Here is a 24,803-nt window from a genome sequence, read left to right on the forward strand (position 1 = left end):
GGATTCAGGGGGTAACGACCGAGTTCAGCGGGAACATCGAACTCGATGGGCGATCGCCTCACGCGAGTTTCGAGGGGCCCGGCTGTTGCCGGTCTGCGAAGGCGCGCGATTTTATCAGGCTTGAGGGGCAGCGGCCATCCTCGCACCGACGGGCAGGGCCATATCGATGGAATTTTTTTGCAATCGCAGGGTATGACTGCCTGTATAAAGTGTGGCGATTAACCGTCTATCGTTAGGACTGTGCAAAAACTTACCGCCACCGTGTGAATGTTTTGCAAGAGGTGGGGGTCACAGCCTTGCTCAACCGGTTCACGCGGCGTGTTCCAGCCGCTCCTGTCGACGGGAATTTTCCATGCGTTTTTGTAAATTGTTATTTGTAGGCTGCCTGACGCTGGTCAGCCTGGCGAGCCATGCCGAAAACCTCAAAGGCCTGTATCAGGTGCGTCAGCCGGTCAACGGCCAGGCGCCGGAAGAGCGCGATCGCGCCACGCAGGCGGCGCTCGATACCTTGGTGCTGCGCCTGACCGGCGACCCGAAAGCCGCGCAGAACCCGGGGCTGGCGCCGATTCGCAAGGACCCGCAGCAGATCATCAGCCAGTTCGGTTTCGATGCAGGGCCACCGGAAGTGCTGAAAGTCGACTTCGATCCGGCAACCACCGAGCAGGCCTTGCGCCGGGCCGGGTTGCCGGTGTGGGGCGCGAGTCGGCCGTCGATCCTCGGCTGGTGGCTGAACGATTCAACTGAAGGTGCGAGCCTGGTCGGTGATGGTCAGGCCGCAGCCGCAACGTTGCGCACGGCCGCACAACATCGCGGTTTGCCACTGCGCTTGCCGCTGGCTGATCTCAGCGAGCAACTGGTCGCCACCGCACCCGCGCTGGAAAGCGCTGATCCCGCGCCCCTGCGCAGTGCTTCGGAACGCTACAGCGCCGACGCCTTGCTGGCGGTGCATGCCCGCGAAGAGGGCGGGCAGTGGCAGGCAAAATGGCGCTTGTGGCTCGGTGATCAGAAAGAAGCAGGCAGCGTACAGGGCGCCGATCAGGCTGCGGTTGCCGATGCGGTGATGCTGGCGGTGGCCGAGCGTCTGGCGCCGCGATTTGTCGCCAAGCCCGGCGCGTCGGGTCAGCAGACGCTGGAAGTGCAGGGCATGAATCTGGAGCATTATGCGGCTCTGCTGCGGTTACTCGAACCGTTCGGCGTGCGTCTGCAAAGCGTGCAGGGCGATCGGATCGTCTACCGGGTCAATGGCAGCGCCGATCAGTTACGCGCGCAATTGTCGCTGGCGAAGTTGCAGGAGCTGCCGGCCGAAGCGCCGGTTCCGGTGGCGCCTGTCCAGCCAGCTGCGGATGGTACGCCTGCGGTGGCAGCGCCAACCCCGGCAACGGCGGCACCGTCGTTGCGGTTTCGCTGGTAAGTCTTTCCTTATATAGAAGCATCAGGAGTGGTAAATGGCCGATACGCGGCGTTGGTTCTGGCTCGGTGGGGTAGTCCTGCTTTGCGCGTTTGTATGGTTGCTGCACCCGATCCTCACGCCGTTTCTGGTCGCGTTGTTGCTGGCTTATCTGTTCGATCCGCTGGTGGATCGTCTGGAGCGGCTCGGGTTGTCGCGAACCTGGGGCGTGATCGCCGTGTTTGCCTTGTTCACCTTGATCGTCACGGCGTTGATGCTGGTGCTGGTACCAATGCTCGCCAAGCAGTTGCTGCGTCTGTACGAGCTGGCGCCGCAGATGCTCGACTGGTTGCAGCACACCGCTGTACCGTGGGCGCAAGCGAAACTGGGGCTGTCGGACGGCTTCTGGAAGTTCGATAAAGTCAAAGCCGCGATCAGCGAGCACATGGGCCAGACCACCGACATCGTCGGTGTGGTGCTGAGTCAGGCGACGGCGTCGAGCCTGGCGCTGATCGGCTGGCTGGCGAATCTGGTGCTGATTCCGGTGGTGAGCTTCTATCTGTTGCGCGACTGGGACGTGATGATGGGCAAGATCCGCAGCCTGTTGCCCCGTGATCGCGAAGAGCGCGTGGTTTCGCTGGCGGGCGAGTGCCACGAAGTGCTCGGCGCGTTTGTGCGCGGGCAGTTGCTGGTGATGGTTGCGTTGGGGGTGATTTACGCGGCTGGCCTGATGATCGTCGGTCTGGAGCTGGGGCTGTTGATCGGCCTGATTGCCGGTCTCGCGGCGATCGTGCCGTACATGGGTTTTGTCATCGGCATCGGTGCGGCGCTGATCGCCGGATTGTTCCAGTTCGGTGGCGATCTGTACCCGATGGTCGGGATCGTCGCAGTGTTCATGGTCGGTCAGGCGCTGGAAGGCATGGTGCTGACGCCACTACTGGTCGGGGATCGGATCGGCCTGCACCCGGTGGCGGTGATCTTCGCGATCCTCGCGGGTGGCGAGCTGTTCGGTTTTACCGGCGTGCTGCTGGCGTTGCCGGTGGCGGCGGTGATCATGGTGCTGGTGCGTCATGTCCACGACTTGTATAAGGATTCCGGGATCTACAGCGGCGTTGACGAACCTGAGCTGTGATGGCACGGGCGGCCCGGCGCTTGGCCGGGCTGCCGCGTTTCGTGCGAGCGAGGGCGCCAGAGAATCTGTCATCAAACCGCTGCGTCAACGCAAACCTTTGATTTTGCTTGGGGTCTGTCGCATTGTGCGCTCAGCCTCACGGGTATAAACTTCGCCAACTTTACACAGAGGCCACTAACGGTTCCTTTGAGAACTGTTCAGTCAGCATGAAACCGATTCAGCTGCCCCTAGGTGTGCGTCTGCGTGACGACGCCACCTTCATCAACTACTACCCAGGCGCCAATGCCGCTGCACTCGGCTATGTCGAGCGTCTCTGCGAAGCCGACGCCGGGTGGACGGAGAGCCTGATCTACCTGTGGGGCAAACACGGCGTCGGGCGCACGCATCTGTTGCAGGCCGCGTGCCTGCGCTTCGAGCAGATGGGCGAACCGGCGGTGTATCTGCCGCTGGCCGAGTTGATGGATCGCGGCGTGGAAATCCTCGACAACCTTGAACAGTACGAACTGGTCTGCCTGGATGACTTGCAGGTGATTGCCGGAAAGGCGGACTGGGAAGAGGCGATGTTCCATCTGTTCAACCGTCTGCGTGACAGCGGCCGGCGCCTGCTGATCGCTGCATCCACTTCACCGCGCGAATTGCCAGTGAAGCTCGCCGACCTGAAGTCCCGTCTGACCCTGGCGCTGATCTTCCAGATGCGCCCACTCTCCGATGAAGACAAATTGCGTGCGCTGCAATTGCGCGCGTCACGTCGCGGCCTGCACCTGACCGATGAAGTCGGGCACTTCATTCTCACTCGGGGTACACGTAGCATGAGCGCGCTGTTCGATCTGCTTGAGCAGCTTGACCAGGCGTCCCTGCAAGCGCAACGCAAGCTGACCATTCCCTTCCTCAAGGAAACTCTGGGCTGGTAGTGGGCTTTTGCCAGCTTTCAGGCGCCAGAAAACCCGCTTATTTGCGGCGATCCACCGGCCAGGCGAGTTACGCGCTTAGATGTAAACGCGAAACCGGGAAGTCACATAAAGTTCGATTGAATTTGCAAATGAGGACGATAGCGGGCATAGTCTCGGCTTCTTTACAACTATCAGCCACGGTCGTGCCCATGCTAAAGCGCTTCGCACCCCTCGTGCCTCTCGCACTCGTTACCCTGTTATTCGGTTGTGCTGCTCATTCTCCGGTTCAAGAGCCGCCGCAACAGGTCAAGAATTCTGCTACCGCCCAGTCCTCCGTTATTTATCAGGAAGAGCTGGACACCGAAAAAGAACTCAACCAGTTCAACGGCAGCAAGCCTTATCAGCTTCCTGTTCTGGCTGACAGCATCCTCGAACGCGGCATGTCACTGATCGGTACTCGTTACCGTTTCGGCGGTACCTCTGAAGCCGGTTTCGATTGCAGCGGTTTCATCGGTTACCTGTTCCGTGAAGAGGCGGGCATGAACCTGCCGCGCTCCACTCGCGAAATGATCAACGTTGATGCGCCGCTGGTTTCGCGCAGCAACCTTGAGCCGGGTGATCTGCTGTTCTTCGCCACCAATGGTCGTCGCGGTCGTGTCAGTCACGCCGGCATCTACCTGGGTGACAACCAGTTCATTCACTCCAGCAGTCGACGCAGCGGCGGTGTTCGCATCGACAGCCTGGGTGACAGCTACTGGAGCAAGACTTTCATCGAAGCCAAGCGCGCACTCGCCATGGCGCCGACCGTGGTCACCGCTCGCAAGTAAACTGCATGTCGCTGCGTTCGCGGCGACAAAACGGCACGGCAACGGAGTAGACGTAAACTTTACAAGGTGAAGTTAAAGTCTTACTTGAAGTTTGCCGCGTAGCCGCTAGAATCCTGAATCTATATTGATGGCAAACCGCCTGCGTGATGACGCAGGCGGTTTTGTTTCTGTCCATTCGGCAGAGAAAGCCGCAGCCAGATCAGGATGTTCTGCTTATGACGATGTCGGCCCGCCTCACCTTGATCCTTTGCGCCGCGCTGCTCAGCGCCTGCGCCAGCCGGACACCGCCGCCAGCCCCCGTGGTTCGCGCGCCGATCGTGTTCGCTCCCTCCGAGGCTTTTTCCCCCGTTGCCGAAGACGTGCTGTTCCGTGCCCTCGGCCTGGTCGGTACGCCGTATCGCTGGGGCGGCAACACGCCAGATTCCGGTTTCGATTGCAGTGGTCTGATCGGTTTCGTCTACCGCGACGCGGCGGGAATTTCGCTGCCACGCTCGACCCGCGAAATGATCGTCATGCAGGCGCCGAATGTCGGCAAGGAAGGCTTGCAGACCGGCGACCTGATCTTCTTCGCCACCAATGGCGGCTCGCAGGTCAGTCACGCGGGGATTTATGTCGGTGAGGGGCGCTTCGTGCACGCACCGGCCACGGGTGGCACGGTCAAGCTCGATAGCCTGTCGAAGGCCTATTGGCAGAAAGCGTATCTGAGCGCCAAGCGGGTGTTGCAGCCGGGGCAGCTGGCGCATAACCCCTAGTGCGTATGCATAACTAATATGTGGGAGCGAGCCTGCTCGCGAAGGCGGAGTGTCAGTCGACAATAATCTGACTGATAAACCGCTTTCGCGAGCAGGCTCGCTCCCACATTTTTTGCTTCGCGCTTAGCTCACTTGCTGGCCGAAACGCGCCAAATTTTGTTCCCGACATCATCCGCCACCAGCAAGCCACCTTGCTGATCGATCACCACGCCCACAGGGCGGCCCAGCGCATTCTCGTCCTTGTCGAGGAAACCCGTCAGCACATCCACCGGCTGCCCGGTCGGCTTGCCGCCAGTAAACGGCACGAAAATCACCTTGTAGCCGCTGTGCGGTTTGCGGTTCCACGAGCCGTGCTGGCCAATGAATGCGCCTTCCTTGAATTGCGCCGGCAGGCTGTTGCCCTCGGCGAAGGTCAGGCCCAGCGAAGCGGTGTGCGGACCGACCGCGTAATCCGGAGCGATGGCCTTGGCCACCAGATCAGGATTCTGCGGTTTGACCCGCACATCGACGTGTTGCCCGTAATAGCTGAATGGCCAGCCATAGAAGCCGCCGTCCTTGACCGAGGTGATGTAGTCCGGCACCAGATCGCTGCCGATTTCGTCACGCTCGTTGACCGCTGTCCACAAGGCGCCGCTGGTGGGTTCCCAGGCGAGGCCATTGGGGTTGCGGATACCCGAGGCGAAGATGCGGTGGTTGCCGGTCGCACGATCGACTTCCCAGATCGCCGCGCGGCCTTCTTCCTGATCCAGACCGTTTTCGCCGACGTTACTGTTCGAGCCGACGGTGACGTAGAGTTTGTTGCCGTCCTTGCTAGCGATGACGTTTTTGGTCCAGTGGTGATTCAGCGTGCCGCCGGGCAAGTCGACGACTTTGATCGGTTGGGTTTTGATCTCGGTGGCGCCCGGCTCGTAGTTGAAGCGCAGCAGGCGGTCGGTGTCGGCTACGTACAAATCGTTGCCAACCAGCGTCATGCCAAACGGCGAGTTGAGGTTCTGCAGGAACACCGTGCGGGTTTCCGCGACGCCATCGTGGTCGGCATCACGCAGCAGGGTGATGCGGTTCGCGCTGGGCACGCCGGCGCCGGCCTTGCCCATGACTTTCTTCATCACCCAGCCACGAATGCCTTTGCTGTCATCGGGCTTGGGCGGCGCATTGGTTTCCGCCACCAGCACATCGCCGTTGGGCAGCACGTAGAGCCAGCGCGGGTGATCGAGGCCTTCGGCAAACGCGGCGACCTGGGTGCCGGCCGCTGCGGTCGGTTTCGTGCCTTCCGGCCAGCCCACCGCCGGAGCGATGTTCACTGTCGGGATCAGCGTCTTGTTCGGTTCGGGCAGTTTCGGTGACGGACCGGTGCCGTCGGAGACTTGCAGGCTGGAGGTTTCACCGCAGGCGGCGAGCCCGCCTGCGACGGCGATGATAAGAGCGAGTTGGGCCTTGCGCATTGCTGATCTTCCCTATGAATGCATTCCTAAACATAGAGGAGGGCGCAGGCTCGATGGTTCAACTGCTCAACCGCGGGCTTCCTTGAACAGCACGGCGATGCCCGGATGGTAGTTGCCCGCGTCGCTGTGCAATTTGCGATAGGCGTAGGGGAAATACCAGGCCACGGCGCAGGTGTGTTCCTTTTGCAGGTCGTCGACCATGTCCTGCAATTCTTCGGGGCTGGCGCTGTGCTGAGGTTTTTGCGGGGCGACGAAGAGGCAGCCGAGCTTGAGATCGCTGGCGTAGCTGATGCGCTTGGCATCAACGGTGATGTCGAGCAGGGCCTGGTTCAGGTTGAGGTTGTTGACCCGTGGCCAGCGTTGCGTGGCCTGGATGAGCGCGCGGTCTTCGGCGCCGGCAATCAGCAGATCTGCGCGAGCATTGCGTTCGCCTTCTTCGTTCTGTTTGCGCGTGGGCGTGTCGTTCAGCGTGACCATTTCAGCCATCCACGCCGCTGCCGCGAGCAGGCCCAGATTGGCTTTCTCGTCGTGCCAGTACGGCGTGTCGTTGTCGCCGCGTACGGTGTTGTAGCGATCGATACAGTCAAACCAGCGTTCCAGCACCGGGCGCAGGAATTCCAGGCGCGGGTTGCTGATGATCATGCCTTGCATCGTCGTCATCCTTATTGTTGTAGTGGGCTTTTCGGGAAAAGCATGGCTCTTTGATATCACTTGTCGCAGTCTGGCACAAGATTGCCGCTGCACAATGGATCAACGGCAGTTATTCGCGCGCAAAGCGCCTCTTCAATTGACGCTCCACCCCCAACCCTCTAACCTTCGCCGCTTGTTTCAGGTGCTCTGTGGCCCCGCGTCGACAGAGTGAAACAGGGAAGCCGGTGAGGGTGGTCTTCGAGCGAAGCCACGACGATCCCGGCGCTGCCCCCGCAACGGTAAATGAGTGAAAACTGCGCCTTGAGCCACTGCCTCGGAAGAAGCGGGAAGGCGCGCAGTCCGGCGAAACGCCGCTCATGAGCCCGGAGACCGGCCTGATCCATCTCAGCGGCATCACGGTGGGCGATGCCAGGCTTTTTGCCGTCTATTCTTGTGCCTGCCCGCCGTTATCCAGCCTCAACGGAGAGCTCCCCCCATGACTGATTCCCCCGAGCGTGACGAACGCCATCTGGCGCGCATGCAGCGCAAGAAAGCCGTGATCGACGAACGCATCGCCAACTCGCCCGACGAGTGCGGCCTGGTGCTGGTGCTGACCGGCAACGGCAAAGGCAAGAGCAGCTCGGCGTTCGGCATGCTCGCCCGCGCGATGGGCCACGGCATGCAGTGCGGCGTGGTGCAGTTCATCAAGGGCCGCAACAGCACTGGCGAAGAATTGTTTTTCCGCCGCTTTCCCGAGCAGGTGCGTTTCCACGTCATGGGCGAAGGCTTCACTTGGGAAACCCAAGATCGTCAGCGCGACATCGCCGCGGCGACCGCCGCTTGGGAAGTCTCGCGCGAATTGTTGCGCGACCCTTCGATCGGCCTGGTGGTGCTCGATGAGTTGAACATCGCCCTCAAGCACGGCTACCTCGATCTCGATCAGGTGCTCAGCGATTTGCAGGCGCGCCCGCCGATGCAACACGTGGTGGTCACCGGTCGCGGCGCCAAGCCGGAAATGATCGAGATGGGCGACACGGTCACCGAGATGGGCATGCTCAAGCACGCCTTTCAGGCCGGGATCAAAGCGCAGAAAGGCGTCGAACTTTGAAGCCACCACGTCACTGCCCGGCGGTGTTGATCGCCGCGCCGGCCTCCGGTCAGGGCAAGACCACCGTCACCGCCGCGCTCGCCCGGTTGCATCGCAATCAGGGGCGCAAGGTGCGCGTGTTCAAGTGCGGGCCGGACTTTCTCGACCCGATGATCCTCGAGCGCGCCAGCGGTGCGCCGGTGTATCAACTGGACATGTGGATGGTCGGCGAGCAGGAAAGTCGCCGCCTGTTGTGGGAAGCCGCCGCCGAAGCCGACCTGATTCTGATCGAGGGCGTGATGGGCCTTTTCGACGGCACGCCATCCAGCGCTGATCTGGCGCGCCACTTCGGTGTGCCGGTGCTCGGCGTGATCGATGGCACGGCCATGGCGCAGACCTTTGGCGCCTTGGCGCTGGGCCTGGCGAAGTATCAGCCGGACTTGCCGTTCGCTGGCGTGCTGGCCAACCGCGTCGGCACCTTGCGCCATGCGCAATTGCTCGAAGGCAGCCTCACTGAAGGTCTGCGCTGGTACGGCGCGCTGTCCCGCGAGACGGGCATCGAATTGCCGAGCCGCCACCTCGGTCTGGTTCAGGCCAGCGAATTGAATGATCTGGATCTGCGTCTCGACGCGGCTGCCGATGCGCTGGCCAGCAGTTGCCAAGTCGCGCTGCCACCAGCCGTTGAATTCGCCGCGCCTGAGGTCATCGCCGCCGAGCCTCTATTAAAAGGTGTGCGCATCGCCGTCGCCCGTGATGAAGCCTTTGCCTTCACCTATGGCGCCAGTCTCGATCTGCTGCGGGCGATGGGCGCCGAACTGCAGTTTTTCTCGCCGATCCGCGACACGCAATTGCCCGAGGCGGACAGCCTGTATCTGCCGGGCGGCTATCCAGAGTTGCATCACGTCGCGCTGGCGCAAAACGCCTCAATGCTGGCGGCGATCCGCGCGCACCACGCGGCGGGCAAGCCGTTGCTCGCTGAATGTGGCGGCATGCTTTATCTGCTTGATTCGCTGACTGACGTGGAAGGCACCCGTGCTGAGCTGGTCGGTTTGCTCAAGGGCGAGGCGGTGATGCAGAAGCGTCTCGCGGCGCTGGCGTTGCAGGCGGTTGAATTGCCGGAAGGGGAGTTGCGTGGGCATACCTATCATCATTCCCTGACCACCACAGAGCTGACGCCGATTGCCCGTGGGCTCAGTCCCAATGGCGGGCGTGGGGCAGAGGCGGTTTATCGAGAGGGGCGGATGACGGCTTCTTATGTGCACTTTTATTTTCCGTCCAATCCGACCGCGATTGCTGCATTGTTTGCGCCAGACCGTGAGGCCGCCTTCGCGAGCAGGCTCGCTCCCACAATGGATCACCTGAACCCTGTGGGAGCGAGCCTGCTCGCGAAAGGCCCATGACCGACAACACCTTCTCCGAAGCCGAGCGCGCAGCGGTCTACAAGGCCATCGCCGAGCGCCGCGACATGCGCCACTTCACCGGCGGCAGCGTCGAACCGCAGTTGCTGCGTCGTCTGCTCGAAGCCGCTCATCAAGCGCCGAGCGTCGGCCTGATGCAGCCGTGGCGCTTCATCCGCATCAGCGATCGCGCTCTGCGCGGGCAGATCCGCGATCTGGTGGAAGAAGAACGCATCCGCACCGCCGAGGCCCTCGGCGAGCGCAGCGACGAGTTCATGCAACTCAAGGTCGAAGGCATCAACGACTGCGCTGAGGTGCTGGTCGCGGCGCTGATGGACGATCGCGAAAAACACATTTTCGGTCGGCGCACGTTGCCGGAAATGGACATGGCCTCGTTGTCCTGCGCGATCCAGAATCTGTGGCTGGCCTCCCGCGCTGAAGGCCTGGGCATGGGCTGGGTCTCGCTGTTCGAACCGCAAGCCTTGGCGGATTTGCTCAAGTTGCCGGCCGGTGCCAAGCCGCTGGCGGTGTTGTGTCTCGGCCCGGTCAAGGAATTCTATCCGGCGCCGATGCTGGTGCTTGAAGGCTGGGCGCAGGCGCGACCGCTGAACGAGTTGCTTTACGAAAATTATTGGGGAGTGAGTCAATGAGTGTGGCGTTGCTGAGTGTCGCCGCGGTAGCGCTGGATGCGCTGCTCGGTGAACCGAAACGCTGGCATCCGCTGGTGGCGTTCGGCAATTTTGCCGGGCGCATCGAGCAACGCTTCAACGCCGGCGGTCGTGGCTGGCGCAGCCATGGCGTGACCGCGTGGGTGCTCGCGGTACTGCCGCTGACTCTGCTCGCCACGGCATTTTCCTGGGCGCCCTATGTCGGCTGGATTGTCGAGATTCTCGCGTTGTATTGCGCCCTCGGCATGCGCAGCCTCGGCGAACATGTTGCGCCGGTTGCGGCGGCGTTGCGCGCCGATGATCTGGACGAGGCACGCAAGCGCGTCGGTTATCTGGTCAGCCGCCAGACCAATGAACTGGACAGCAACGCCGTGGCCCGTGCCGCCACCGAATCGGTATTGGAGAACGGCAGCGATGCAGTGTTCGCTGCGCTGTTCTGGTTTGCCGTCGCCGGCGCGCCGGGCGTGGTCCTGTATCGCTTGAGCAATACCCTCGATGCGATGTGGGGTTATCGCAACGAACGCTTCGAGCGTTTCGGCTGGGCGGCGGCGAAAATCGACGACGTGTTGAACTACATTCCTGCGCGTCTGGTGGCGTTGACCTACGCGCTACTGGGCAAAACCCGACTCGCACTGAAGTGCTGGCGCACCCAGGCGCCGCAGTGGGACAGCCCCAACGCCGGCCCGGTGATGGCGGCCGGTGCCGGTGCGCTGGGCGTCGAGTTGGGTGGCCCGGCGATCTATCACGGCGAACTGCATGAACGCCCGCAACTGGGCGAAGGTGCGCCGGCCGATGCTGATTCCATTGACCGTGGCTGGCAATTGGTCCAGCGCGGCGTATGGTTATGGCTGCTGATGCTTTGCCTGGGGGCGGAATTTTATGCTTGAGCACGGTGGCCGGTTGCGCAAGGCTGCACTCGATTACGGGATTGCCGAAGCCGACTGGCTCGACCTGTCCAGCGGCCTCGCGCCGTGGCCGTTCCCGATCCCGGAGATCCCGCTACGCGCCTGGGCGCGCTTGCCGGAAACCGACGACGGTCTGGAACAGGCCGCCTGCGATTATTACGGCGCCGCCCAGGTGCTACCGGTGGCCGGCTCGCAAATGGCCATCCAGCTGCTGCCGCGTCTGCGCCGGGCCGGCAAGGTCGGCGTGTTGTCGCCGTGCTATGCCGAGCATGCCGAAGCCTGGCGGCGCAGCGGTTACATCGTCCGTGAAGTGCTCGAGCAGGAGGTCGAATTCTTTCTCGACAGTCTCGATGTGCTGGTGGTAGTCAATCCGAACAACCCGACCGGACTCAGCCTGACCCCGGCACGCCTGCTCGACTGGCATGCGCGGCTGGCGCAACGCGGCGGCTGGCTGGTGGTCGACGAAGCGTTCATGGATAACACACCGCAACTGAGCCTGGCGCCCTATTCGCATCAGGTCGGGCTGGTGGTGTTGCGTTCGTTCGGCAAGTTTTTCGGTCTGGCCGGGGTGCGCCTCGGTTTCGTTCTGGCCGAGCGCAAGTTGCTCAAACTGCTCGCCGAACAGGTCGGGCCGTGGGCGGTGAGCGGGCCGACGCGGGTACTCGGTACGGCGTGCCTGCAAGACACCGAGGGCCATACCCGTCAGCGGATTCGCAGCGATGAAGCGAGCGAACGGCTGGCGGCGCTGCTGACCCGTTGCGGTTTTGCACCGCAGGGTGGCTGCGCGCTGTTTCAGTGGCTGATCACCGAGCACGCCGAAGCGCTGCACGAATTCCTCGCCCGGCGCGGCATCCTCCTGCGCCTGTTCAGCCACAACAGCAGCGTGCGTTTCGGCCTGCCAGCGGATGCCGCGCAAGAGCTGCGTCTCGAACAGGCTTTGCAAGCTTTCACCAAGGACCACCCATGACCACTCTGATGGTGCAAGGCACCACGTCCGATGCCGGCAAAAGCACGTTGGTGACGGCGTTGTGCCGCTGGGCCACCCGCCAGGGCGTGGCGGTCGTGCCGTTCAAGCCGCAGAACATGGCGCTCAACAGCGCAGTCACCGCTGACGGCGGCGAGATCGGCCGCGCGCAGGCAGTGCAGGCGCAAGCGGCCTTTCTCGAACCCCACACCGACATGAACCCGGTGCTGCTCAAGCCCAACAGCGACACCGGCGCCCAGGTGATCATTCATGGCCGCGCGGTGACGACGATGAACGCCGTCGCCTATCACGATTACAAGGCCATCGCGATGCAAGCGGTGCTCGCCTCGCACGAGCGACTCAGCGCTGCGTATCCGCTGGTAATGGTCGAAGGCGCCGGTTCGCCGGCGGAGATCAATCTGCGCGCCGGTGACATTGCCAACATGGGCTTTGCCGAGGCGGTGGATTGCCCGGTGCTGCTGATCGCCGACATCAATCGCGGCGGCGTGTTTGCGCATTTGGTCGGTACCCTGGAATTGCTTTCGCCGAGTGAACAGGCGCGGGTCAAAGGCTTCATCATCAACCGCTTTCGCGGCGATATCGCCTTGTTGCAACCGGGCCTCGACTGGCTGGAACAACGCACCGGCAAACCGGTGGTCGGCGTGTTGCCGTACGTGATGGACCTGCACCTTGAAGCCGAGGACGGCATCGACCAACGCCAGACCGACAAGGCCGAGCAGGTATTGAAAGTGGTGGTGCCGGTGCTGCCGCGCATCAGCAATCACACCGACTTCGACCCGCTGCGTCTGCATCCGCAGGTGGATCTGCAGTTCGTCGGCCCGGGCCAGGCGATTCCCGCCGCCGACCTGATCATCCTGCCGGGCTCGAAAAGCGTGCGCAGTGATCTGGCTTATCTGCGCGCCAACGGTTGGGATGCGGCGATCAATCGGCATCTGCGCTACGGCGGCAAGGTGCTGGGGATTTGCGGCGGTCTGCAGATGCTCGGCGAGCAGGTGCACGACCCGCTCGGGCTGGAAGGCGCTGCCGGCTCCAGCGCGGGGCTGGGTCTGCTGGCGTTCGAAACGCAACTCGAAGCCGAGAAGCAATTGCGCAACGTGCGCGGGCGGCTGGCGTTGGAAAACGCCGCAGTCAGCGGTTATGAAATCCATGCTGGCGTGACCAGCGGACCGGCACTGGAAAACCCGGCGGTGCATCTGGACGACGGTCGATGCGATGGTGCGCAGAGTGCCGATGCCCAGGTGTTCGGCACCTATCTGCACGGCTTGTTCGAATCCCCCGAGGCGAGTGCGGCGTTGCTGCGCTGGGCCGGGTTGAGTGATGTGCAGGAAGTCGATTACCACGGCTTGCGCGAACGCGATATCGAACGGCTGGCGGATCTGGTGGAGAAGCATCTGGATACCGATTTGTTGCGTCAGCTCTGTGGAGTTTGAGTTGTCCGGGCTGGCCTCTTCGCGAGCAGGCTCGCTCCCACAGGGAAATGCGATCAACGGTGGGAGCGAGCCTGCTCGTGAAGGGGCCGGTTGTCTCACCACACATTTTTGGATGAACCCATGCTCCAACTGATCCTCGGCGGCGCCCGCTCCGGCAAGAGTCGTCTGGCGGAAAAACTCGCCAGCGACAGCCATCTGGCGGTCACCTACATCGCCACCAGCCAACCGCTGGACGGCGAAATGAATCAACGCGTCGCCCATCATCGCGCACGTCGCCCGGTCGAATGGGCGTTGATCGAAGAGCCACTGGAACTGGCCCGCGTGCTGCGCGAATCCGCCGGCGCCGAGCGCTGCCTGCTGGTCGATTGCCTGACCCTGTGGCTGACCAATCTGCTCATGCTCGACGACGCCGAACGTCTCGCCGCCGAGCGTGAAGCCTTGCTCGACTGCCTGGCGTCGTTGCCGGGTGAAATCATTTTTGTCAGCAACGAGACCGGAATGGGTGTCGTGCCGCTGGGCGAATTGACTCGCCGCTATGTCGATGAAGCCGGTTGGCTGCATCAAGCTCTGGCCGAGCGTTGTCAGCGAGTTGTTCTGACCGTTGCCGGCCTGCCCATGACTTTGAAAGGACCTGCGTTATGAGCCCGACCTGGTGGCTGAACCCATGCAAAACCGTGAATGCCGAGATCTTCGCGCAAGCGACCGAGCGCCAGCAGCAACTGACCAAACCGGCCGGTTCGCTGGGGCGCCTTGAAACGGTGGCCGTGCAACTGGCCGGTCTGCAAGGTCAGCTCAAGCCAACGCTGGATCAAGTCTGGATCGCGATTTTCGCTGGCGACCATGGCGTGGTAGCCGAAGGCGTATCGGCTTATCCGCAGGAAGTCACCGGGCAGATGCTGCTCAACTTTGTCAGCGGCGGCGCGGCGATCAGCGTGCTGGCGCGTCAGCTCGGTGCGCAGCTGGAAGTGGTCGATCTGGGCACGGTGAACCCGGCGCTGAATCTGCCCGGCGTGCGCCATCTGAACATCGGCGCGGGAACAGCGAACTTCGCTCAGGGCGCAGCGATGACTCAGGCGCAGGGCGAGTCGGCCTTGCAGGCGGGTCGCGAAAGCGTGTCGCGCGCGAAAGCCGCCGGCACCCAGTTGTTCATCGGCGGCGAGATGGGCATCGGCAACACCACGGCGGCCAGTGCGCTGGCCTGCGCCTTGCTCGATTGCCCGGTGGCGCACCTGACCGGTCCCGGCACCGGGCTGAATGCCGCTGGCGTCAGCCACAAGGCGCACGTCATCGAACGCGCTCTGGCGCTGCATGCCGCACAGCGTGGCGATGCCTTGCAGACGTTGTTCAATCTCGGTGGGTTCGAGGTTGCCGCGTTGGTTGGCGCCTATCTGGCCTGCGCGCAGGAAGGCATCGCGGTGCTGGTTGACGGCTTTATCTGTACGGTCGCGGCACTGGTCGCGGTGCGCTTGAATCCCGCCTGTCGCCAGTGGCTGTTGTTCGGCCATCGCGGTGCCGAGCCGGGCCATCGCCATGTGCTGGAAACCTTGAGCGCCGAGCCGCTGCTCGAGCTCGGCCTGCGCCTCGGCGAGGGCAGTGGCGCGGCGTTGGCGGTGCCGTTGCTGCGTCTGGCCTGTGACCTGCACGGGCAAATGGCGACGTTCGCCGAAGCAGCCGTGGCGGATCGCCCGGCATGAGCCTGCGCCTGGATCTGCTGCGCCATGGCGAAACGGAACTCGGCGGCGGCTTGCGCGGCAGCCTCGACGATGCGCTGACCGCAAACGGCTGGACGCAGATGCGTGCGGCGGTGGTCGACGGCGGGCCGTGGGATCGCATCGTCAGTTCGCCATTGCAGCGCTGCGCGCGCTTCGCTGCTGAACTCGGCGAGCAACTGAACCTGTCCGTGCATCTGGACAAGGATCTGCAAGAGCTGCATTTCGGCGCGTGGGAAGGGCAGAGCGCGGCGGCGTTGATGGAAACGGACGCCGAAGCGCTGGGGCTGTTCTGGGCTGATCCCTATGGCTTCACGCCACCGCAGGGAGAGCCGGTCAGCGCGTTTTCCGCGCGGGTGCTGGCGGCGGTCGCGCGGTTGCAGGCGGCTTACGCCGGCGAACGGATTCTGCTGGTCAGCCACGGCGGCGTGATGCGCTTGTTGCTGGCGCAGGCACGAGGTCTGCCGCGTGAACAATTGCTCAATGTCGAAGTCGGCCACGGCGCGCTGTTTGCGCTAACGGTCGCGGCTGACGGCGCGCTCAAGGAAGGTCACTGAGATGTTACCGCTGTGGATCGCCTTGCAGTTTCTCAGCAGCCTGCCGATTCGTCTGCCGGGCATGCCCGAGCCGCAACAGCTCGGCCGTTCGCTGCTGTTTTATCCGCTGGTGGGATTGCTGTTCGGGTTGATCCTCTATGCGTTGAATCTGTTGTTGGCCAGCGCGCCGATGTTGCTGCATGCGGCGCTGTTGCTGACCGTGTGGGTATTGCTCAGCGGCGCGCTGCATCTCGATGGCCTGGCCGACAGCGCCGATGCCTGGCTCGGCGGTTTTGGTGATCGCGAGCGCACGCTGACGATCATGAAAGATCCGCGCAGCGGGCCGATTGCGGTGGTCACGCTGGTGCTGGTGTTGTTGCTCAAATTTGCCGCGCTGCTGGCACTGATCGAACAAGGGCATACCCTGGCGCTGATCATCGTGCCGGTGCTCGGGCGAGCGGCGCTGTTGGGGTTGTTTCTGACTACGCCGTATGTGCGTGCGGGTGGCTTGGGTCAGGCACTGGCCGATCATCTGCCGCGCAAGGCGGGGTGGTGGGTGCTGGGGTTGAGTGCGCTGGGCTGCGTTTTGATCGCGGGTATCGGCGCGGTGCTGATTTCGCTGGTCGGGTTTGTCTGGCTGCGGCGTTTGATGATGCGGCGGTTGGGCGGGACTACCGGGGACACGGCGGGGGCGTTGCTGGAATTGCTGGAGATGGGGGTGTTGGTGGGGCTCGCTTTGGTCTGAAGGATTTGCGTAGATGATGCCGGCCCCTTCGCGAGCAGGCTCGCTCCCACCTTCGAAATGCAATCCCCTGTGGGAGCGAGCCTGCTCGCGAAGGCGGCCTCACCGGCAACAATGATGTTCAGATTAAACTCATCTGTAACTTGATTTAACACACTCGCGGGTATATACACGCATCATGCTTCCTTCTCAGTGTTTGTGCACCAACCTGCGTCGCGCCGCGCGTGGCGTCAGCAGGCATTACGACGGCGCTCTCGATGGCTTCGGGATCAACGTTGCCCAGTATTCTCTGCTGTGCAATCTGCAGCGGCTGGAGCAACCGAGCATTTCCGAACTGGCCGAAGCCATGGGCCTGGATCGCAGCACGCTCGGGCGCAATCTACGTGTGCTGGAGGGCGAAGGTCTGGTGGCGCTGGCCGAAGGCCAGGACATGCGCAACCGTATCGTACGCCTCACCGAAACCGGCGTGCAGCGCCTGGCAGCGGCATTGCCGGCGTGGGAAGCGGCGCAACAGCGGCTGATCGACCGTCTCGGTGCCGAGAAGCGCGAAACCTTGCTCAAACTGCTCGACGAACTGGCCTGACGGCGGTTTTTTCGCGCTCAAGCGGGTATATACCCGCGACTGGAGAATAACAATGACATCGATGTGGCGTACGTGCGGTTGGGTGTTGCTGGGGAGTGCGCTGATCCTGGCGTTGTCATTGGGCGTGCGCCACGGTTTTGGTCTGTTCCTGTCGCCGATGAGCGCGCAATTCGGCTGGGGGCGCGAGGTGTTTGCCTTCGCCATCGCCCTGCAGAACCTGATCTGGGGCCTGGCGCAGCCGTTCACCGGCGCGCTGGCTGACCGCTTCGGCGCGGCGAAAGTGGTGCTGGTCGGTGGGATCCTCTACGCGGCGGGCCTGGTGTGCATGGGCCTGTCTGATTCGGCAGTGACTCTGTCACTCAGTGCCGGCCTGCTGATCGGTATCGGTCTTTCGGGCACTTCGTTTTCGGTCATTCTTGGTGTTGTGGGTCGCGCTGTGCCGCCTGAGAAACGCAGCATGGGCATGGGTATCGCCAGCGCCGCCGGTTCGTTCGGCCAGTTTGCGATGTTACCGGGCACGCTGGGCCTGATCGGCTGGCTCGGCTGGTCGGCCGCGCTGTTGGTGCTGGGCCTGTTGGTGGCGATGATTGTGCCGCTGGTGAGCATGCTCAAGGACAAACCGCTGCCGGTGCTTGGCCATGAACAGACTCTTTCCGAAGCGCTGCGTGAGGCCTGCTCGCACTCTGGTTTCTGGCTGCTGGCGTTCGGCTTTTTTGTCTGCGGTTTTCAGGTGGTGTTCATCGGTGTGCACTTGCCAGCGTATCTGGTCGATCAGCATCTGCCCGCCAGTGTCGGCACTACGGTGCTGGCGTTGATCGGATTGTTCAATATCTTCGGCACTTACACCGCCGGCTGGCTTGGTGGCCGCATGTCCAAACCGCGTCTGCTGACGGCGTTGTATCTAATGCGCGCGGTGGTGATCGTGCTGTTCCTGTGGTTGCCGGTGACGACCACCACGGCGTATCTGTTCGGCATGGCCATGGGCTTCCTGTGGCTGTCGACGGTGCCTTTGACCAACGGTACGGTGGCGACCTTGTTCGGCGTGCGCAATTTGTCCATGCTCGGTGGCATCGTCTTTCTGTTCCATCAGCTCGGCTCATTCCTTGGTGGCTGGCTGGGCGGGGTGGTTTACGACCGAACCGGGAGTTATGACTTGATCTGGCAAGTGGCGGTTCTCTTGAGCCTGCTCGCGGCGGCGCTGAACTGGCCGGTGCGCGAGCGTCCGGTGGCCCGCCTGCAAGCTGCGGCGAGTGCAGCATGAGCCGGATCTGCGCGCGATTCGCCGTGACCGCACTGGCTGCTGCGCTGTTGGCGCTGGTGTGGTGGGGCTGGCAACGCGGCGGTCTGGCGCTGATGCAATTGGGTATGAGTATTTGCTAGATGGCAGCGTGGCGAGTAACGTCGAAGCCTGAATGACTGCCCAAGGAAATTCGACATGTTGATGCGCTGGTGTGCTGTTCCCGCGTTGCTGATGGCGTTGACTGGCCTGGCCCAGGCCGCCGACTGTCCTGAGCTGCTACAAGGCTCGCTGCCCAAGCTGCGCGCCAAGGAATCCATCGATCTGTGCAAGCAGTACGCCGACAAACCGCTGGTGGTGGTCAATACCGCCAGCTTCTGCGGTTTCGCCCCGCAGTTCGAAGGGCTTGAGGCGCTCAACAAACGCTACAAGGCGCAAGGGCTGGAGATGCTCGGCGTGCCTTCGAATGACTTCAAGCAGGAGTCCAAGGACAGCGCGGAAACCGCCAAGGTCTGCTACGCCAATTATGGCGTGACCTTCAACATGACCGAGCCGCAGAAGGTTCGCGGCGACGACGCCACGCACCTGTTCCAAGTGCTGGCCGCGCAGAGCAATGCGCCGAAGTGGAATTTCTACAAGTACGTGGTCGACCGGCAGGGCAAGGTCGTGGCGAGTTTTTCCAGTTTGACCAAACCGGATGATCCGGAATTTATTGCGGCGATCGAAAAGGCCATTGCCTCCAAGCCGCTTAAGCCCTGATTCATGCTGTTCCCTGTGGGAGCGAGCCTGCTCGCGAAGCGGTGTGTCAGTCAGCAAATCAACATCTGACATACCGCCTTCGCGAGCAGGCTCGCTCCCACAATGGTGATTTTGTCGTTTCAGTGAAAAATTGCAGACATGAAAAAGCCCCGCTTCTGTAAAGAGAGCGGGGCTTTTTCGTGGGCGAGGGATCAGCCTCGCCACGGTGCATCAGAAGCGGTATGTCGCGCCGACACCGAAGCCGTTTGCCGAGTTTTCATACTTGGCATCGTAAGTCTGGCCACGCGCGTTTTCGTTGCGGATGTTGACCGACTCTTCTTTGAGGTACGAGTACGCGACGTCGATGGTCAGGTCGTCGGTCGGGCTCCAGCCGGCACCGATACTGAAGATGGTGCGGTCGCCAGTCGGGATACGTGGCGAGCGGTCTTCGTTATTGGTTGGCGACTGGTCGAAGGTCAGACCGGTACGCAGGACCCATTCCTTGTTCAACTGGTACGAGGTACCCACGGCATACGCCCAGGAGTCATGCCAGTTCTGGTCTTCGTTGATCGAACCGAACTGACCGGCCAGCAGAGGCTGCACGCCGGAGTTCTTCACGGTGATCTTTTCCAGTTGGCTCCAGCGAGTCCAGGTGGTGCCAGCGTAGACATTCCAGCGATCGTTGATTGCCTGGGTGACCGACAGGTCCACGGATTCCGGCGTGGTGATCTTCAACGAAGCGTCGTACTTCTGGTTGGCACCAACGCCCACAAGCGCCAGAGCGTTGTAGTTGACCTTGGTGTCGCCTTCGAGCTTGTAGTCGACCTTGGAGTGATAGGTCAGGCCGACACGGGTGGTGTCGGTGGCCTGGACCAGCAAGCCGACGTTGTAGCCCAGCGCGGTGTCGTCACCCTTGATCTTGACCTTGCCGTCCGGCAGTGCCTGGGTGATCGACAGGTTGGATTCCAGCGAGCCGTCGATGCGGTTGATGGTCGGGCCGAAACCGATCGACACCTTATCGTTGAAGGCGTAGCTGACGGTTGGCTGGAAAGTGATGACTTGCACTTCGGACTTGCTGCCGAAGTAACGGCCGGCAAAGCCATTTTCGTAATCCGTGATCAGGCCGAACGGCACGTACACACCGAGGCCGAATGCCCAGTGATCATCGATCGGTTTTACATAGAAGCCCATCGGTACGGCAGTGAGGGGCACCATGTCGCCTTTGTTGCTGCCGCCGTTCGGGCTGGAGCTGGTATCGCTGATATCGGTATGCGCGTCGACCAGGGCGACGCCGCCGGTGACTTGTTCGCGCTTGATGCGCGCCATGCCGGCCGGGTTGCCATAAACAGTGCTTGCGTCGTCGGCAGAAGAAGATCGCCCGGCAAAACCAGTCCCCATCCCACTGATGCTTTGTTCGTTGAGGGCAAAACCTGCCGCGAAGATTTGTGTAGAGGCAAGGGTAACGGCGAGGCTAAGGGTGGTTTTGAGCATGACTTTTTTCATTATTAGAACTCCTGGTGATCACCGGGGCGAAAATTACCAACATTTTCGTCCCAGCGCTATAGCCTGTATGCCTTGAGTTAGAGCGGTTTTGTAGGACAATCCGACCAAAATGGCGACCTGATGCGAGAACTTGTGAAACCGCCCGGTCAGCAAGCGACCTGATTCAGCGGTGAAACACAGGTTTGCCAGGCATAGGTAAAGTCGCGCAAACGGCCTTGCGGTTGAAAGGTCTGGCGCCAGATACGTGCCATGCCGAGCAGGTCGGTCGGAGCGGGGAGGGTGGGATTCTGTTCTTCCACCAGCAGCCAGGCGATGGCCGTGGCGTAACGCAGGTTGACGGTCAGTTCCAGATGCGGGCCGCTGAGGAACGCATGCTGACTGGCGAGGCCGCGCACCAGGCTGGCGCGCTCCGGATCGAGCGCCAGATAATCATCCCAGAGGGCCTGATGGCGATGCTCGGCAATCCGGTAGAGGCCGTGGCCACGGCGGTCATGCAGGGCAGACCCGAGGGCGGACTGGCTGGCGGCGATACCCAGCAGCAGGGATTCGGCAGTTGCGCAGTGGCGTCCCAGATAAATCAGTGTGGGACGGATCACATAGCGGCACAGTTCGCTGGCAGCGATACCCATAACACCCTCGGTTCTTGTTGTTGAGGGCGAGTCCTGAAGGGGCCTTGGCAGCAGTGGATCGACTCAGGCTCGCCGCAAGCGGGTCAAGCCGCTTGAGTTGAAGTGTAGTGTCATATTCAGCGTGTAAAGGCCTGTTTTTAAAATATTTCCGCCATCGCATCCCGGGCGTTAGATCGGAACATGCTTAGAAGCGTTGCGCTAAAAGTGAAATATCAGGCAATAAAAAGCCCCGCTTTTCAGCAGGGCTTTGCTTTTGCAGCCTGTCCGGCTTTCAGGCAACCAGTGCCTGACGGGTACGCTCGATCACGGCCTGCAGCGGTTCGGCGCTGGAGTATTGATCGGGGTACAGACGCTCGCTGTGACGAGCGATACCGTGTTCATTGACCACGGTGAAGCTGAAGCAGCCTTTGCGAGCGGCCATGATCAGGCAGTTCATTGGAGCAAAAGCATTGGTTAGGGTGCGAATGGCATCCTGAGTCTGGATTTGAGTAGACATAGTTATTAGGTGTTCCTACAAATGACACGGATAAGAACCGTGCAACGTTAAAACGTTCCAGTAACGTTGATCACCATTGATCGAACGAAGAACCCGACTGGAACAAAGCAGCCAGTTTGAAGCGCTGATAAGTGAGCGCGCTTGGGCTGGCAGGTAGGTACTTAGGAGGACAGGCATCACAGCGAGGGCAAAGGTTCTGGGCCCGGGGTGAAGATCCTGATCAATTTGCAGGTTGGTTCGGTCAGAGTAAGTGTTCTTCGCAACGCCCTTTGTTTTCGTTCAAAGGCAGCGTCGTCGCAAGATTTACCTGGAAACCATCGAGGGGTCGTTCCCGCTTTTTTCGGCAGTGTCTTCCTGTTGGAAGTTGACCGTGGGGAGATGTTCGACCGGAATTGACTTTCAGCTTGGTACTAACGCCGCGGATAGTAACGGATCCGTTCGGGCGAAGCAAACCCCATGACCAAAAAAAGGATCACCGGGAAAGGTCGTGTCGCACCGTCCGTCGGCGTGCAGGCTTTTCGCAGAGCCTTTGGGTCGTTCGCAGCTGCGCAAAATGACCCGAAAAAGCGCACGCATATAACCGGCGCACAGGTACTTGTGCACATTAGTTGCGCAGAGCGTAACGCAACTGTCACATCGATCCTGACTCCAGTCGCTGCCTGTATCAAAAGTTTAAGTCAATGAAAAATATCGTCTTTTTTTGTTGGTGAAAAAATCGTCAGTTTGACTGCGAGCCCCATTCCATAAGGCTTTGCGAGGATCACAGAGCGGTTGTCCACTGACTTATCCACAGCTTCTGTGGATTGTCCCTAGCGCTTGCTCTAGGACGGGCGTGCCGGGTTTTTTTCGACTTTACCTGTAAGAAAAAGAGAGTAAAGTGGCGCGCCTTCCGATCTGTCCCGCAGTGCTTTATGAAGTTTCGCTCAGTATCAGACTCTGTTACCTCCAACCCGACCTCTGTTACCGCTCCCAAGCGTTTTTCCGTGCGTGTGGCTGAATGGCTGCTCGATGCGCCGCGCCTGAGCGACAGCCCCAGCGCCAAACACCTCGCGGGCCGCCTGCTCAAGCAACCGGCCCGCGAAGGCGTGGTCGCCGCACAAAGCCGCCTCGGCCAATTGATTTGCCGCGAGTGCGGCAATGCCCGTGACCGGCGTATCGGCCAAGAGCTGCTGCGTCAGGCCGCCCGTGCCGGTGACCGTCGCGCGCAGCAGGAACTCGGTCTGATCGAAGACTGAGCTGTCCAAGCCCAGACACCTTGGTTAACCTTCAGGCTTTATCCGATTGGCAGGAGTCGCTATGGCTATGGACTTGACCAGCGTATTGCTTGGTCTTGCGGCAGCAGGGGTGCCGCTGCTGGCGCTGGCCTGGCAACTGCAACGCCGGGCCAGCAACGCCCAGGCCGATCTGGCCTTGCTCGAGGAGCGCCTGGCGATGGCGCAACTGGCCCAGGACGGCCTCACCGCGCAGCTTGAAGCGAGCCGCGATGAAATCGCCGATCTTGGCCAGGCCAACGCCGCCAAACAGGCAGACCTCGCCGCGCTGCGCCGCGAAGTTGAATTGCTGCAGATCGAGCGCGACGACGCCCGCGATGCCTCCCACGCCTGGAACCTCGAACGCGCCAACAAAGACGCTGAGTTGCGCCGCCTCGACGCCCACGCGGCCTCGCTGAGTGCCGAACTTCGCGAACAACAGGAAAGCCATCAACAACGTCTCAACGACCTGCAAGGCTCGCGCGATGAGTTGCGTGCGCAATTCGCCGAGCTGGCCGGAAAGATCTTCGATGAGCGTGAGCAGCGCTTTGCCGAAACCAGCCAGCAGCGGCTCGGGCAGTTGCTTGATCCGTTGAAAGAACGCATCCAGTCCTTTGAAAAACGCGTGGAAGAAAGCTATCAGGCCGAAGCCCGCGAGCGCTTCTCGCTGGCCAAGGAGCTGGAGCGTTTGCAGGCATTGAATCTGCGTTTGAGCGACGAAGCGACCAACTTGACTCGCGCGCTCAAGGGCCAGAAAACCCAGGGCAATTGGGGCGAACTGATCCTCGAGCGCGTTCTTGAACACGCAGGTCTGGAGAAGGGCCGCGAATACCAGACCCAGGTCAATCTCAAAGGCCCGGACGGTGAACGCTTCCAGCCCGATGTGATCATTTACCTGCCCGGCGACAAGCAAGTCGTGGTCGACTCGAAAGTCAGCCTCACCGCGTATCAACAGTATGTTGCGGCAGATGACGAAACGTTGGGGCAGGTCGCGATCAAGCAGCATGTGTTGTCGCTGCGCAATCATGTCAAAGGTTTGGCCGGCAAGGATTACAAGCGCCTGGAAGGCCTGCACAGCCTCGATTTCGTCTTGCTGTTCGTGCCGATCGAAGCGGCATTTTCTGCGGCCTTGCAGGCTGAGCCTTCGCTGTTTCAGGATGCTTTCGACCGCAATATCGTGATCGTCAGTCCGACTACGCTGCTGGCTACGCTGCGGGTGATCGACAGTCTGTGGAAGCAGGAGCGCCAGAGCCAGAACGCCCGGGAAATCGCCGAGCGCGCGGGTTGGCTGTACGACAAGTTCGTGTTGTTTATTCAGGATCTGGACGAAGTGGGCAATCGTCTGCAGCAACTGGACAAGGCTTACAGCTCAGCGCGCAACAAGCTGACAGAGGGGCGCGGTAATCTGGTCAGCCGCAGTGAGCAGTTGAAGTTGCTCGGTGCGCGGGCGAGCAAGAGCTTGCCGGCGGATTTGCTGGAGCGGGCGATGACGGATGTTGATGGGTTGGTTGAGTTGCCTGAGTAGGCGTCGTTTTTTGGGCTGATTTTGGGGGCATATCCGTTGCTGCGGTGATGGCGGCTGGCGGTTTCGCCCTTACGGCGAGTCACCTTTTTCAAACGCCAAAAAGGTAACCCAAAAGGCTTGCTCCTGCGTTCGGCCCTCGCAGGCTCGGGTTCCTTCGCTACGTCGCCGGTGAATCAAGATCAAAAGCACTCGAGCTTGCGCTCATTGTTGAGTGGGACGGCTTTGCCGCGGGCAGCTTCGCTGCTTTGCTTTTCTGTGGGAGCGAGCCTGCTCGCGAAGGCGGCCTGATAGCCGACCTGTTCCTTGCGGTGGTATTCGATCCA

The 24,803-nt window shown here is 61.5% G+C and carries 26 protein-coding genes and 1 riboswitch; of the genes, 21 read left to right on the top strand and 5 right to left on the bottom strand.

Features of this window, described 5'->3' with window-relative positions:
* Positions 1–352: 352 nt before the first annotated feature.
* The 5 genes from BXA01_RS24165 to BXA01_RS24185 all read left to right on the top strand — a co-directional run bounded on the left by BXA01_RS24165 (position 353) and on the right by BXA01_RS24185 (position 4,988).
* Positions 353–1,411 carry a DUF2066 domain-containing protein gene (locus BXA01_RS24165; protein WP_076566693.1) on the top strand — a complete coding sequence of 353 codons (1,059 nt, stop codon included), beginning with the start codon at positions 353–355 and terminating at the stop codon, positions 1,409–1,411.
* Between the two features lie 34 nt (positions 1,412–1,445).
* Positions 1,446–2,519 (top strand): AI-2E family transporter, encoded by a 1,074-nt coding sequence (locus BXA01_RS24170; RefSeq protein WP_041479548.1) that lies wholly within the window; start codon positions 1,446–1,448, stop codon positions 2,517–2,519.
* A 206-nt stretch (positions 2,520–2,725) separates the two neighbouring features.
* Entirely contained in the window at positions 2,726–3,430 is a 705-nt protein-coding gene (gene hda / locus BXA01_RS24175; RefSeq protein WP_007919828.1) for a DnaA regulatory inactivator Hda, read from the top strand.
* Between the two features lie 188 nt (positions 3,431–3,618).
* Positions 3,619–4,236 (top strand): C40 family peptidase, encoded by a 618-nt coding sequence (locus tag BXA01_RS24180; protein WP_016773699.1) that lies wholly within the window; start codon positions 3,619–3,621, stop codon positions 4,234–4,236.
* Positions 4,237–4,451: 215 nt separating this feature from the next.
* Positions 4,452–4,988 (top strand): C40 family peptidase, encoded by a 537-nt coding sequence (locus BXA01_RS24185; RefSeq protein WP_076566696.1) that lies wholly within the window; start codon positions 4,452–4,454, stop codon positions 4,986–4,988.
* A 128-nt stretch (positions 4,989–5,116) separates the two neighbouring features.
* Here the strand turns inward: BXA01_RS24185 and BXA01_RS24190 are convergent, their stop codons facing one another.
* Positions 5,117–6,430, bottom strand: coding sequence for a PQQ-dependent sugar dehydrogenase (locus BXA01_RS24190; RefSeq protein ID WP_076566699.1), 1,314 nt, complete (start codon positions 6,428–6,430; stop codon positions 5,117–5,119).
* A 66-nt stretch (positions 6,431–6,496) separates the two neighbouring features.
* On the bottom strand, positions 6,497–7,081 hold the full coding sequence (locus BXA01_RS24195) for a hypothetical protein (protein ID WP_076566702.1): 585 nt from the start codon (positions 7,079–7,081) through the stop codon (positions 6,497–6,499).
* A 162-nt stretch (positions 7,082–7,243) separates the two neighbouring features.
* Positions 7,244–7,473, top strand: a riboswitch (cobalamin riboswitch).
* 83 nt (positions 7,474–7,556) lie between these two features.
* Here BXA01_RS24195 and cobO point away from each other — a divergent pair.
* The 14 genes from cobO (at position 7,557) to BXA01_RS24260 (ending at position 19,098) form a co-directional block, all read left to right on the top strand.
* Complete coding sequence (gene cobO, locus BXA01_RS24200; protein ID WP_016773703.1) at positions 7,557–8,168, top strand: cob(I)yrinic acid a,c-diamide adenosyltransferase; 612 nt, start codon at positions 7,557–7,559, stop codon at positions 8,166–8,168.
* Positions 8,165–9,547, top strand: a complete 1,383-nt coding sequence (locus BXA01_RS24205; RefSeq protein ID WP_076566705.1) for a cobyrinate a,c-diamide synthase — start codon at positions 8,165–8,167, stop codon at positions 9,545–9,547. Before cobO ends, BXA01_RS24205 begins: the two co-directional genes overlap by 4 nt.
* Positions 9,544–10,194 (top strand): 5,6-dimethylbenzimidazole synthase, encoded by a 651-nt coding sequence (gene bluB / locus BXA01_RS24210; RefSeq protein WP_024012169.1) that lies wholly within the window; start codon positions 9,544–9,546, stop codon positions 10,192–10,194. The genes BXA01_RS24205 and bluB overlap by 4 nt, the downstream gene beginning before the upstream one ends.
* Entirely contained in the window at positions 10,191–11,099 is a 909-nt protein-coding gene (gene cbiB, locus BXA01_RS24215; protein WP_076566707.1) for an adenosylcobinamide-phosphate synthase CbiB, read from the top strand. The genes bluB and cbiB overlap by 4 nt, the downstream gene beginning before the upstream one ends.
* Positions 11,092–12,084: a threonine-phosphate decarboxylase CobD gene (gene cobD / locus BXA01_RS24220; RefSeq protein WP_076566710.1), complete on the top strand. Its 993-nt coding sequence runs from the start codon at positions 11,092–11,094 to the stop codon at positions 12,082–12,084. Before cbiB ends, cobD begins: the two co-directional genes overlap by 8 nt.
* Positions 12,081–13,532 (top strand): cobyric acid synthase, encoded by a 1,452-nt coding sequence (locus BXA01_RS24225; RefSeq protein WP_076566712.1) that lies wholly within the window; start codon positions 12,081–12,083, stop codon positions 13,530–13,532. The genes cobD and BXA01_RS24225 overlap by 4 nt, the downstream gene beginning before the upstream one ends.
* A 120-nt stretch (positions 13,533–13,652) precedes the next feature.
* A complete protein-coding gene (gene cobU, locus BXA01_RS24230) occupies positions 13,653–14,174 on the top strand; it encodes a bifunctional adenosylcobinamide kinase/adenosylcobinamide-phosphate guanylyltransferase (protein WP_076566715.1) in 522 nt (173 codons plus the stop codon).
* On the top strand, positions 14,171–15,226 hold the full coding sequence (gene cobT / locus BXA01_RS24235; RefSeq protein ID WP_076566718.1) for a nicotinate-nucleotide--dimethylbenzimidazole phosphoribosyltransferase: 1,056 nt from the start codon (positions 14,171–14,173) through the stop codon (positions 15,224–15,226). Before cobU ends, cobT begins: the two co-directional genes overlap by 4 nt.
* Positions 15,223–15,798: an alpha-ribazole phosphatase family protein gene (gene cobC / locus BXA01_RS24240; protein ID WP_076566721.1), complete on the top strand. Its 576-nt coding sequence runs from the start codon at positions 15,223–15,225 to the stop codon at positions 15,796–15,798. Before cobT ends, cobC begins: the two co-directional genes overlap by 4 nt.
* Position 15,799: 1 nt before the next feature.
* Complete coding sequence (locus BXA01_RS24245; RefSeq protein WP_076566724.1) at positions 15,800–16,522, top strand: adenosylcobinamide-GDP ribazoletransferase; 723 nt, start codon at positions 15,800–15,802, stop codon at positions 16,520–16,522.
* A gap of 175 nt (positions 16,523–16,697) precedes the next feature.
* Positions 16,698–17,102 (top strand): MarR family winged helix-turn-helix transcriptional regulator, encoded by a 405-nt coding sequence (locus BXA01_RS24250; RefSeq protein WP_076566727.1) that lies wholly within the window; start codon positions 16,698–16,700, stop codon positions 17,100–17,102.
* Positions 17,103–17,154: 52 nt separating this feature from the next.
* The gene (locus tag BXA01_RS24255) at positions 17,155–18,363 is read left to right on the top strand and encodes an MFS transporter (RefSeq protein ID WP_076566730.1); all 1,209 of its coding nucleotides are present in this window, start codon (positions 17,155–17,157) and stop codon (positions 18,361–18,363) included.
* Positions 18,360–18,482 carry a hypothetical protein gene (locus BXA01_RS27445; RefSeq protein WP_024012178.1) on the top strand — a complete coding sequence of 41 codons (123 nt, stop codon included), beginning with the start codon at positions 18,360–18,362 and terminating at the stop codon, positions 18,480–18,482. Before BXA01_RS24255 ends, BXA01_RS27445 begins: the two co-directional genes overlap by 4 nt.
* 55 nt (positions 18,483–18,537) lie before the next feature.
* Complete coding sequence (locus tag BXA01_RS24260; protein WP_071171497.1) at positions 18,538–19,098, top strand: glutathione peroxidase; 561 nt, start codon at positions 18,538–18,540, stop codon at positions 19,096–19,098.
* Positions 19,099–19,308: 210 nt separating this feature from the next.
* On the opposite strand, the gene BXA01_RS24265 is transcribed toward BXA01_RS24260, so the two are convergent.
* From BXA01_RS24265 to BXA01_RS24275, 3 genes are all read right to left on the bottom strand, one after another.
* The gene (locus BXA01_RS24265) at positions 19,309–20,580 is read right to left on the bottom strand and encodes an OmpP1/FadL family transporter (RefSeq protein WP_076566733.1); all 1,272 of its coding nucleotides are present in this window, start codon (positions 20,578–20,580) and stop codon (positions 19,309–19,311) included.
* A gap of 146 nt (positions 20,581–20,726) precedes the next feature.
* Complete coding sequence (locus BXA01_RS24270) at positions 20,727–21,209, bottom strand: hypothetical protein (RefSeq protein ID WP_024012180.1); 483 nt, start codon at positions 21,207–21,209, stop codon at positions 20,727–20,729.
* 271 nt (positions 21,210–21,480) lie between these two features.
* The gene (locus tag BXA01_RS24275; protein WP_016773719.1) at positions 21,481–21,705 is read right to left on the bottom strand and encodes a hypothetical protein; all 225 of its coding nucleotides are present in this window, start codon (positions 21,703–21,705) and stop codon (positions 21,481–21,483) included.
* Between the two features lie 911 nt (positions 21,706–22,616).
* Here BXA01_RS24275 and BXA01_RS24285 point away from each other — a divergent pair.
* Together BXA01_RS24285 and rmuC are read left to right on the top strand one after the other, a co-directional pair.
* A complete protein-coding gene (locus BXA01_RS24285) occupies positions 22,617–22,940 on the top strand; it encodes a hypothetical protein (protein WP_024012181.1) in 324 nt (107 codons plus the stop codon).
* A 175-nt stretch (positions 22,941–23,115) separates the two neighbouring features.
* Positions 23,116–24,480: a DNA recombination protein RmuC gene (gene rmuC, locus BXA01_RS24290; protein WP_163012613.1), complete on the top strand. Its 1,365-nt coding sequence runs from the start codon at positions 23,116–23,118 to the stop codon at positions 24,478–24,480.
* Positions 24,481–24,803 lie beyond the last annotated feature (323 nt).

The organism is Pseudomonas sp. B10 (assembly GCF_900156235.1).
GTDB lineage: Bacteria > Pseudomonadota > Gammaproteobacteria > Pseudomonadales > Pseudomonadaceae > Aquipseudomonas > Aquipseudomonas siliginis.

Excerpts from the sequence above, each read along its gene's own strand:
- BXA01_RS24165 (WP_076566693.1), top strand. The coding sequence starts at position 353 with ATGCGTTTTTGTAAATTGTTATTTGTAGGCTGCCTGACGCTGGTCAGC.
- BXA01_RS24170 (WP_041479548.1), top strand. The coding sequence starts at position 1,446 with ATGGCCGATACGCGGCGTTGGTTCTGGCTCGGTGGGGTAGTCCTGCTT.
- hda (WP_007919828.1), top strand. The coding sequence starts at position 2,726 with ATGAAACCGATTCAGCTGCCCCTAGGTGTGCGTCTGCGTGACGACGCC.
- BXA01_RS24180 (WP_016773699.1), top strand. The coding sequence starts at position 3,619 with ATGCTAAAGCGCTTCGCACCCCTCGTGCCTCTCGCACTCGTTACCCTG.
- BXA01_RS24185 (WP_076566696.1), top strand. The coding sequence starts at position 4,452 with ATGACGATGTCGGCCCGCCTCACCTTGATCCTTTGCGCCGCGCTGCTC.
- BXA01_RS24190 (WP_076566699.1), bottom strand. The coding sequence starts at position 6,430 with ATGCGCAAGGCCCAACTCGCTCTTATCATCGCCGTCGCAGGCGGGCTC.
- BXA01_RS24195 (WP_076566702.1), bottom strand. The coding sequence starts at position 7,081 with ATGCAAGGCATGATCATCAGCAACCCGCGCCTGGAATTCCTGCGCCCG.
- cobO (WP_016773703.1), top strand. The coding sequence starts at position 7,557 with ATGACTGATTCCCCCGAGCGTGACGAACGCCATCTGGCGCGCATGCAG.
- bluB (WP_024012169.1), top strand. The coding sequence starts at position 9,544 with ATGACCGACAACACCTTCTCCGAAGCCGAGCGCGCAGCGGTCTACAAG.
- cbiB (WP_076566707.1), top strand. The coding sequence starts at position 10,191 with ATGAGTGTGGCGTTGCTGAGTGTCGCCGCGGTAGCGCTGGATGCGCTG.
- cobD (WP_076566710.1), top strand. The coding sequence starts at position 11,092 with ATGCTTGAGCACGGTGGCCGGTTGCGCAAGGCTGCACTCGATTACGGG.
- BXA01_RS24225 (WP_076566712.1), top strand. The coding sequence starts at position 12,081 with ATGACCACTCTGATGGTGCAAGGCACCACGTCCGATGCCGGCAAAAGC.
- cobU (WP_076566715.1), top strand. The coding sequence starts at position 13,653 with ATGCTCCAACTGATCCTCGGCGGCGCCCGCTCCGGCAAGAGTCGTCTG.
- cobT (WP_076566718.1), top strand. The coding sequence starts at position 14,171 with ATGAGCCCGACCTGGTGGCTGAACCCATGCAAAACCGTGAATGCCGAG.
- cobC (WP_076566721.1), top strand. The coding sequence starts at position 15,223 with ATGAGCCTGCGCCTGGATCTGCTGCGCCATGGCGAAACGGAACTCGGC.
- BXA01_RS24245 (WP_076566724.1), top strand. The coding sequence starts at position 15,800 with ATGTTACCGCTGTGGATCGCCTTGCAGTTTCTCAGCAGCCTGCCGATT.
- BXA01_RS24250 (WP_076566727.1), top strand. The coding sequence starts at position 16,698 with ATGCTTCCTTCTCAGTGTTTGTGCACCAACCTGCGTCGCGCCGCGCGT.
- BXA01_RS24255 (WP_076566730.1), top strand. The coding sequence starts at position 17,155 with ATGACATCGATGTGGCGTACGTGCGGTTGGGTGTTGCTGGGGAGTGCG.
- BXA01_RS27445 (WP_024012178.1), top strand. The coding sequence starts at position 18,360 with ATGAGCCGGATCTGCGCGCGATTCGCCGTGACCGCACTGGCTGCTGCG.
- BXA01_RS24260 (WP_071171497.1), top strand. The coding sequence starts at position 18,538 with ATGTTGATGCGCTGGTGTGCTGTTCCCGCGTTGCTGATGGCGTTGACT.
- BXA01_RS24265 (WP_076566733.1), bottom strand. The coding sequence starts at position 20,580 with ATGAAAAAAGTCATGCTCAAAACCACCCTTAGCCTCGCCGTTACCCTT.
- BXA01_RS24270 (WP_024012180.1), bottom strand. The coding sequence starts at position 21,209 with ATGGGTATCGCTGCCAGCGAACTGTGCCGCTATGTGATCCGTCCCACA.
- BXA01_RS24275 (WP_016773719.1), bottom strand. The coding sequence starts at position 21,705 with ATGTCTACTCAAATCCAGACTCAGGATGCCATTCGCACCCTAACCAAT.
- BXA01_RS24285 (WP_024012181.1), top strand. The coding sequence starts at position 22,617 with ATGAAGTTTCGCTCAGTATCAGACTCTGTTACCTCCAACCCGACCTCT.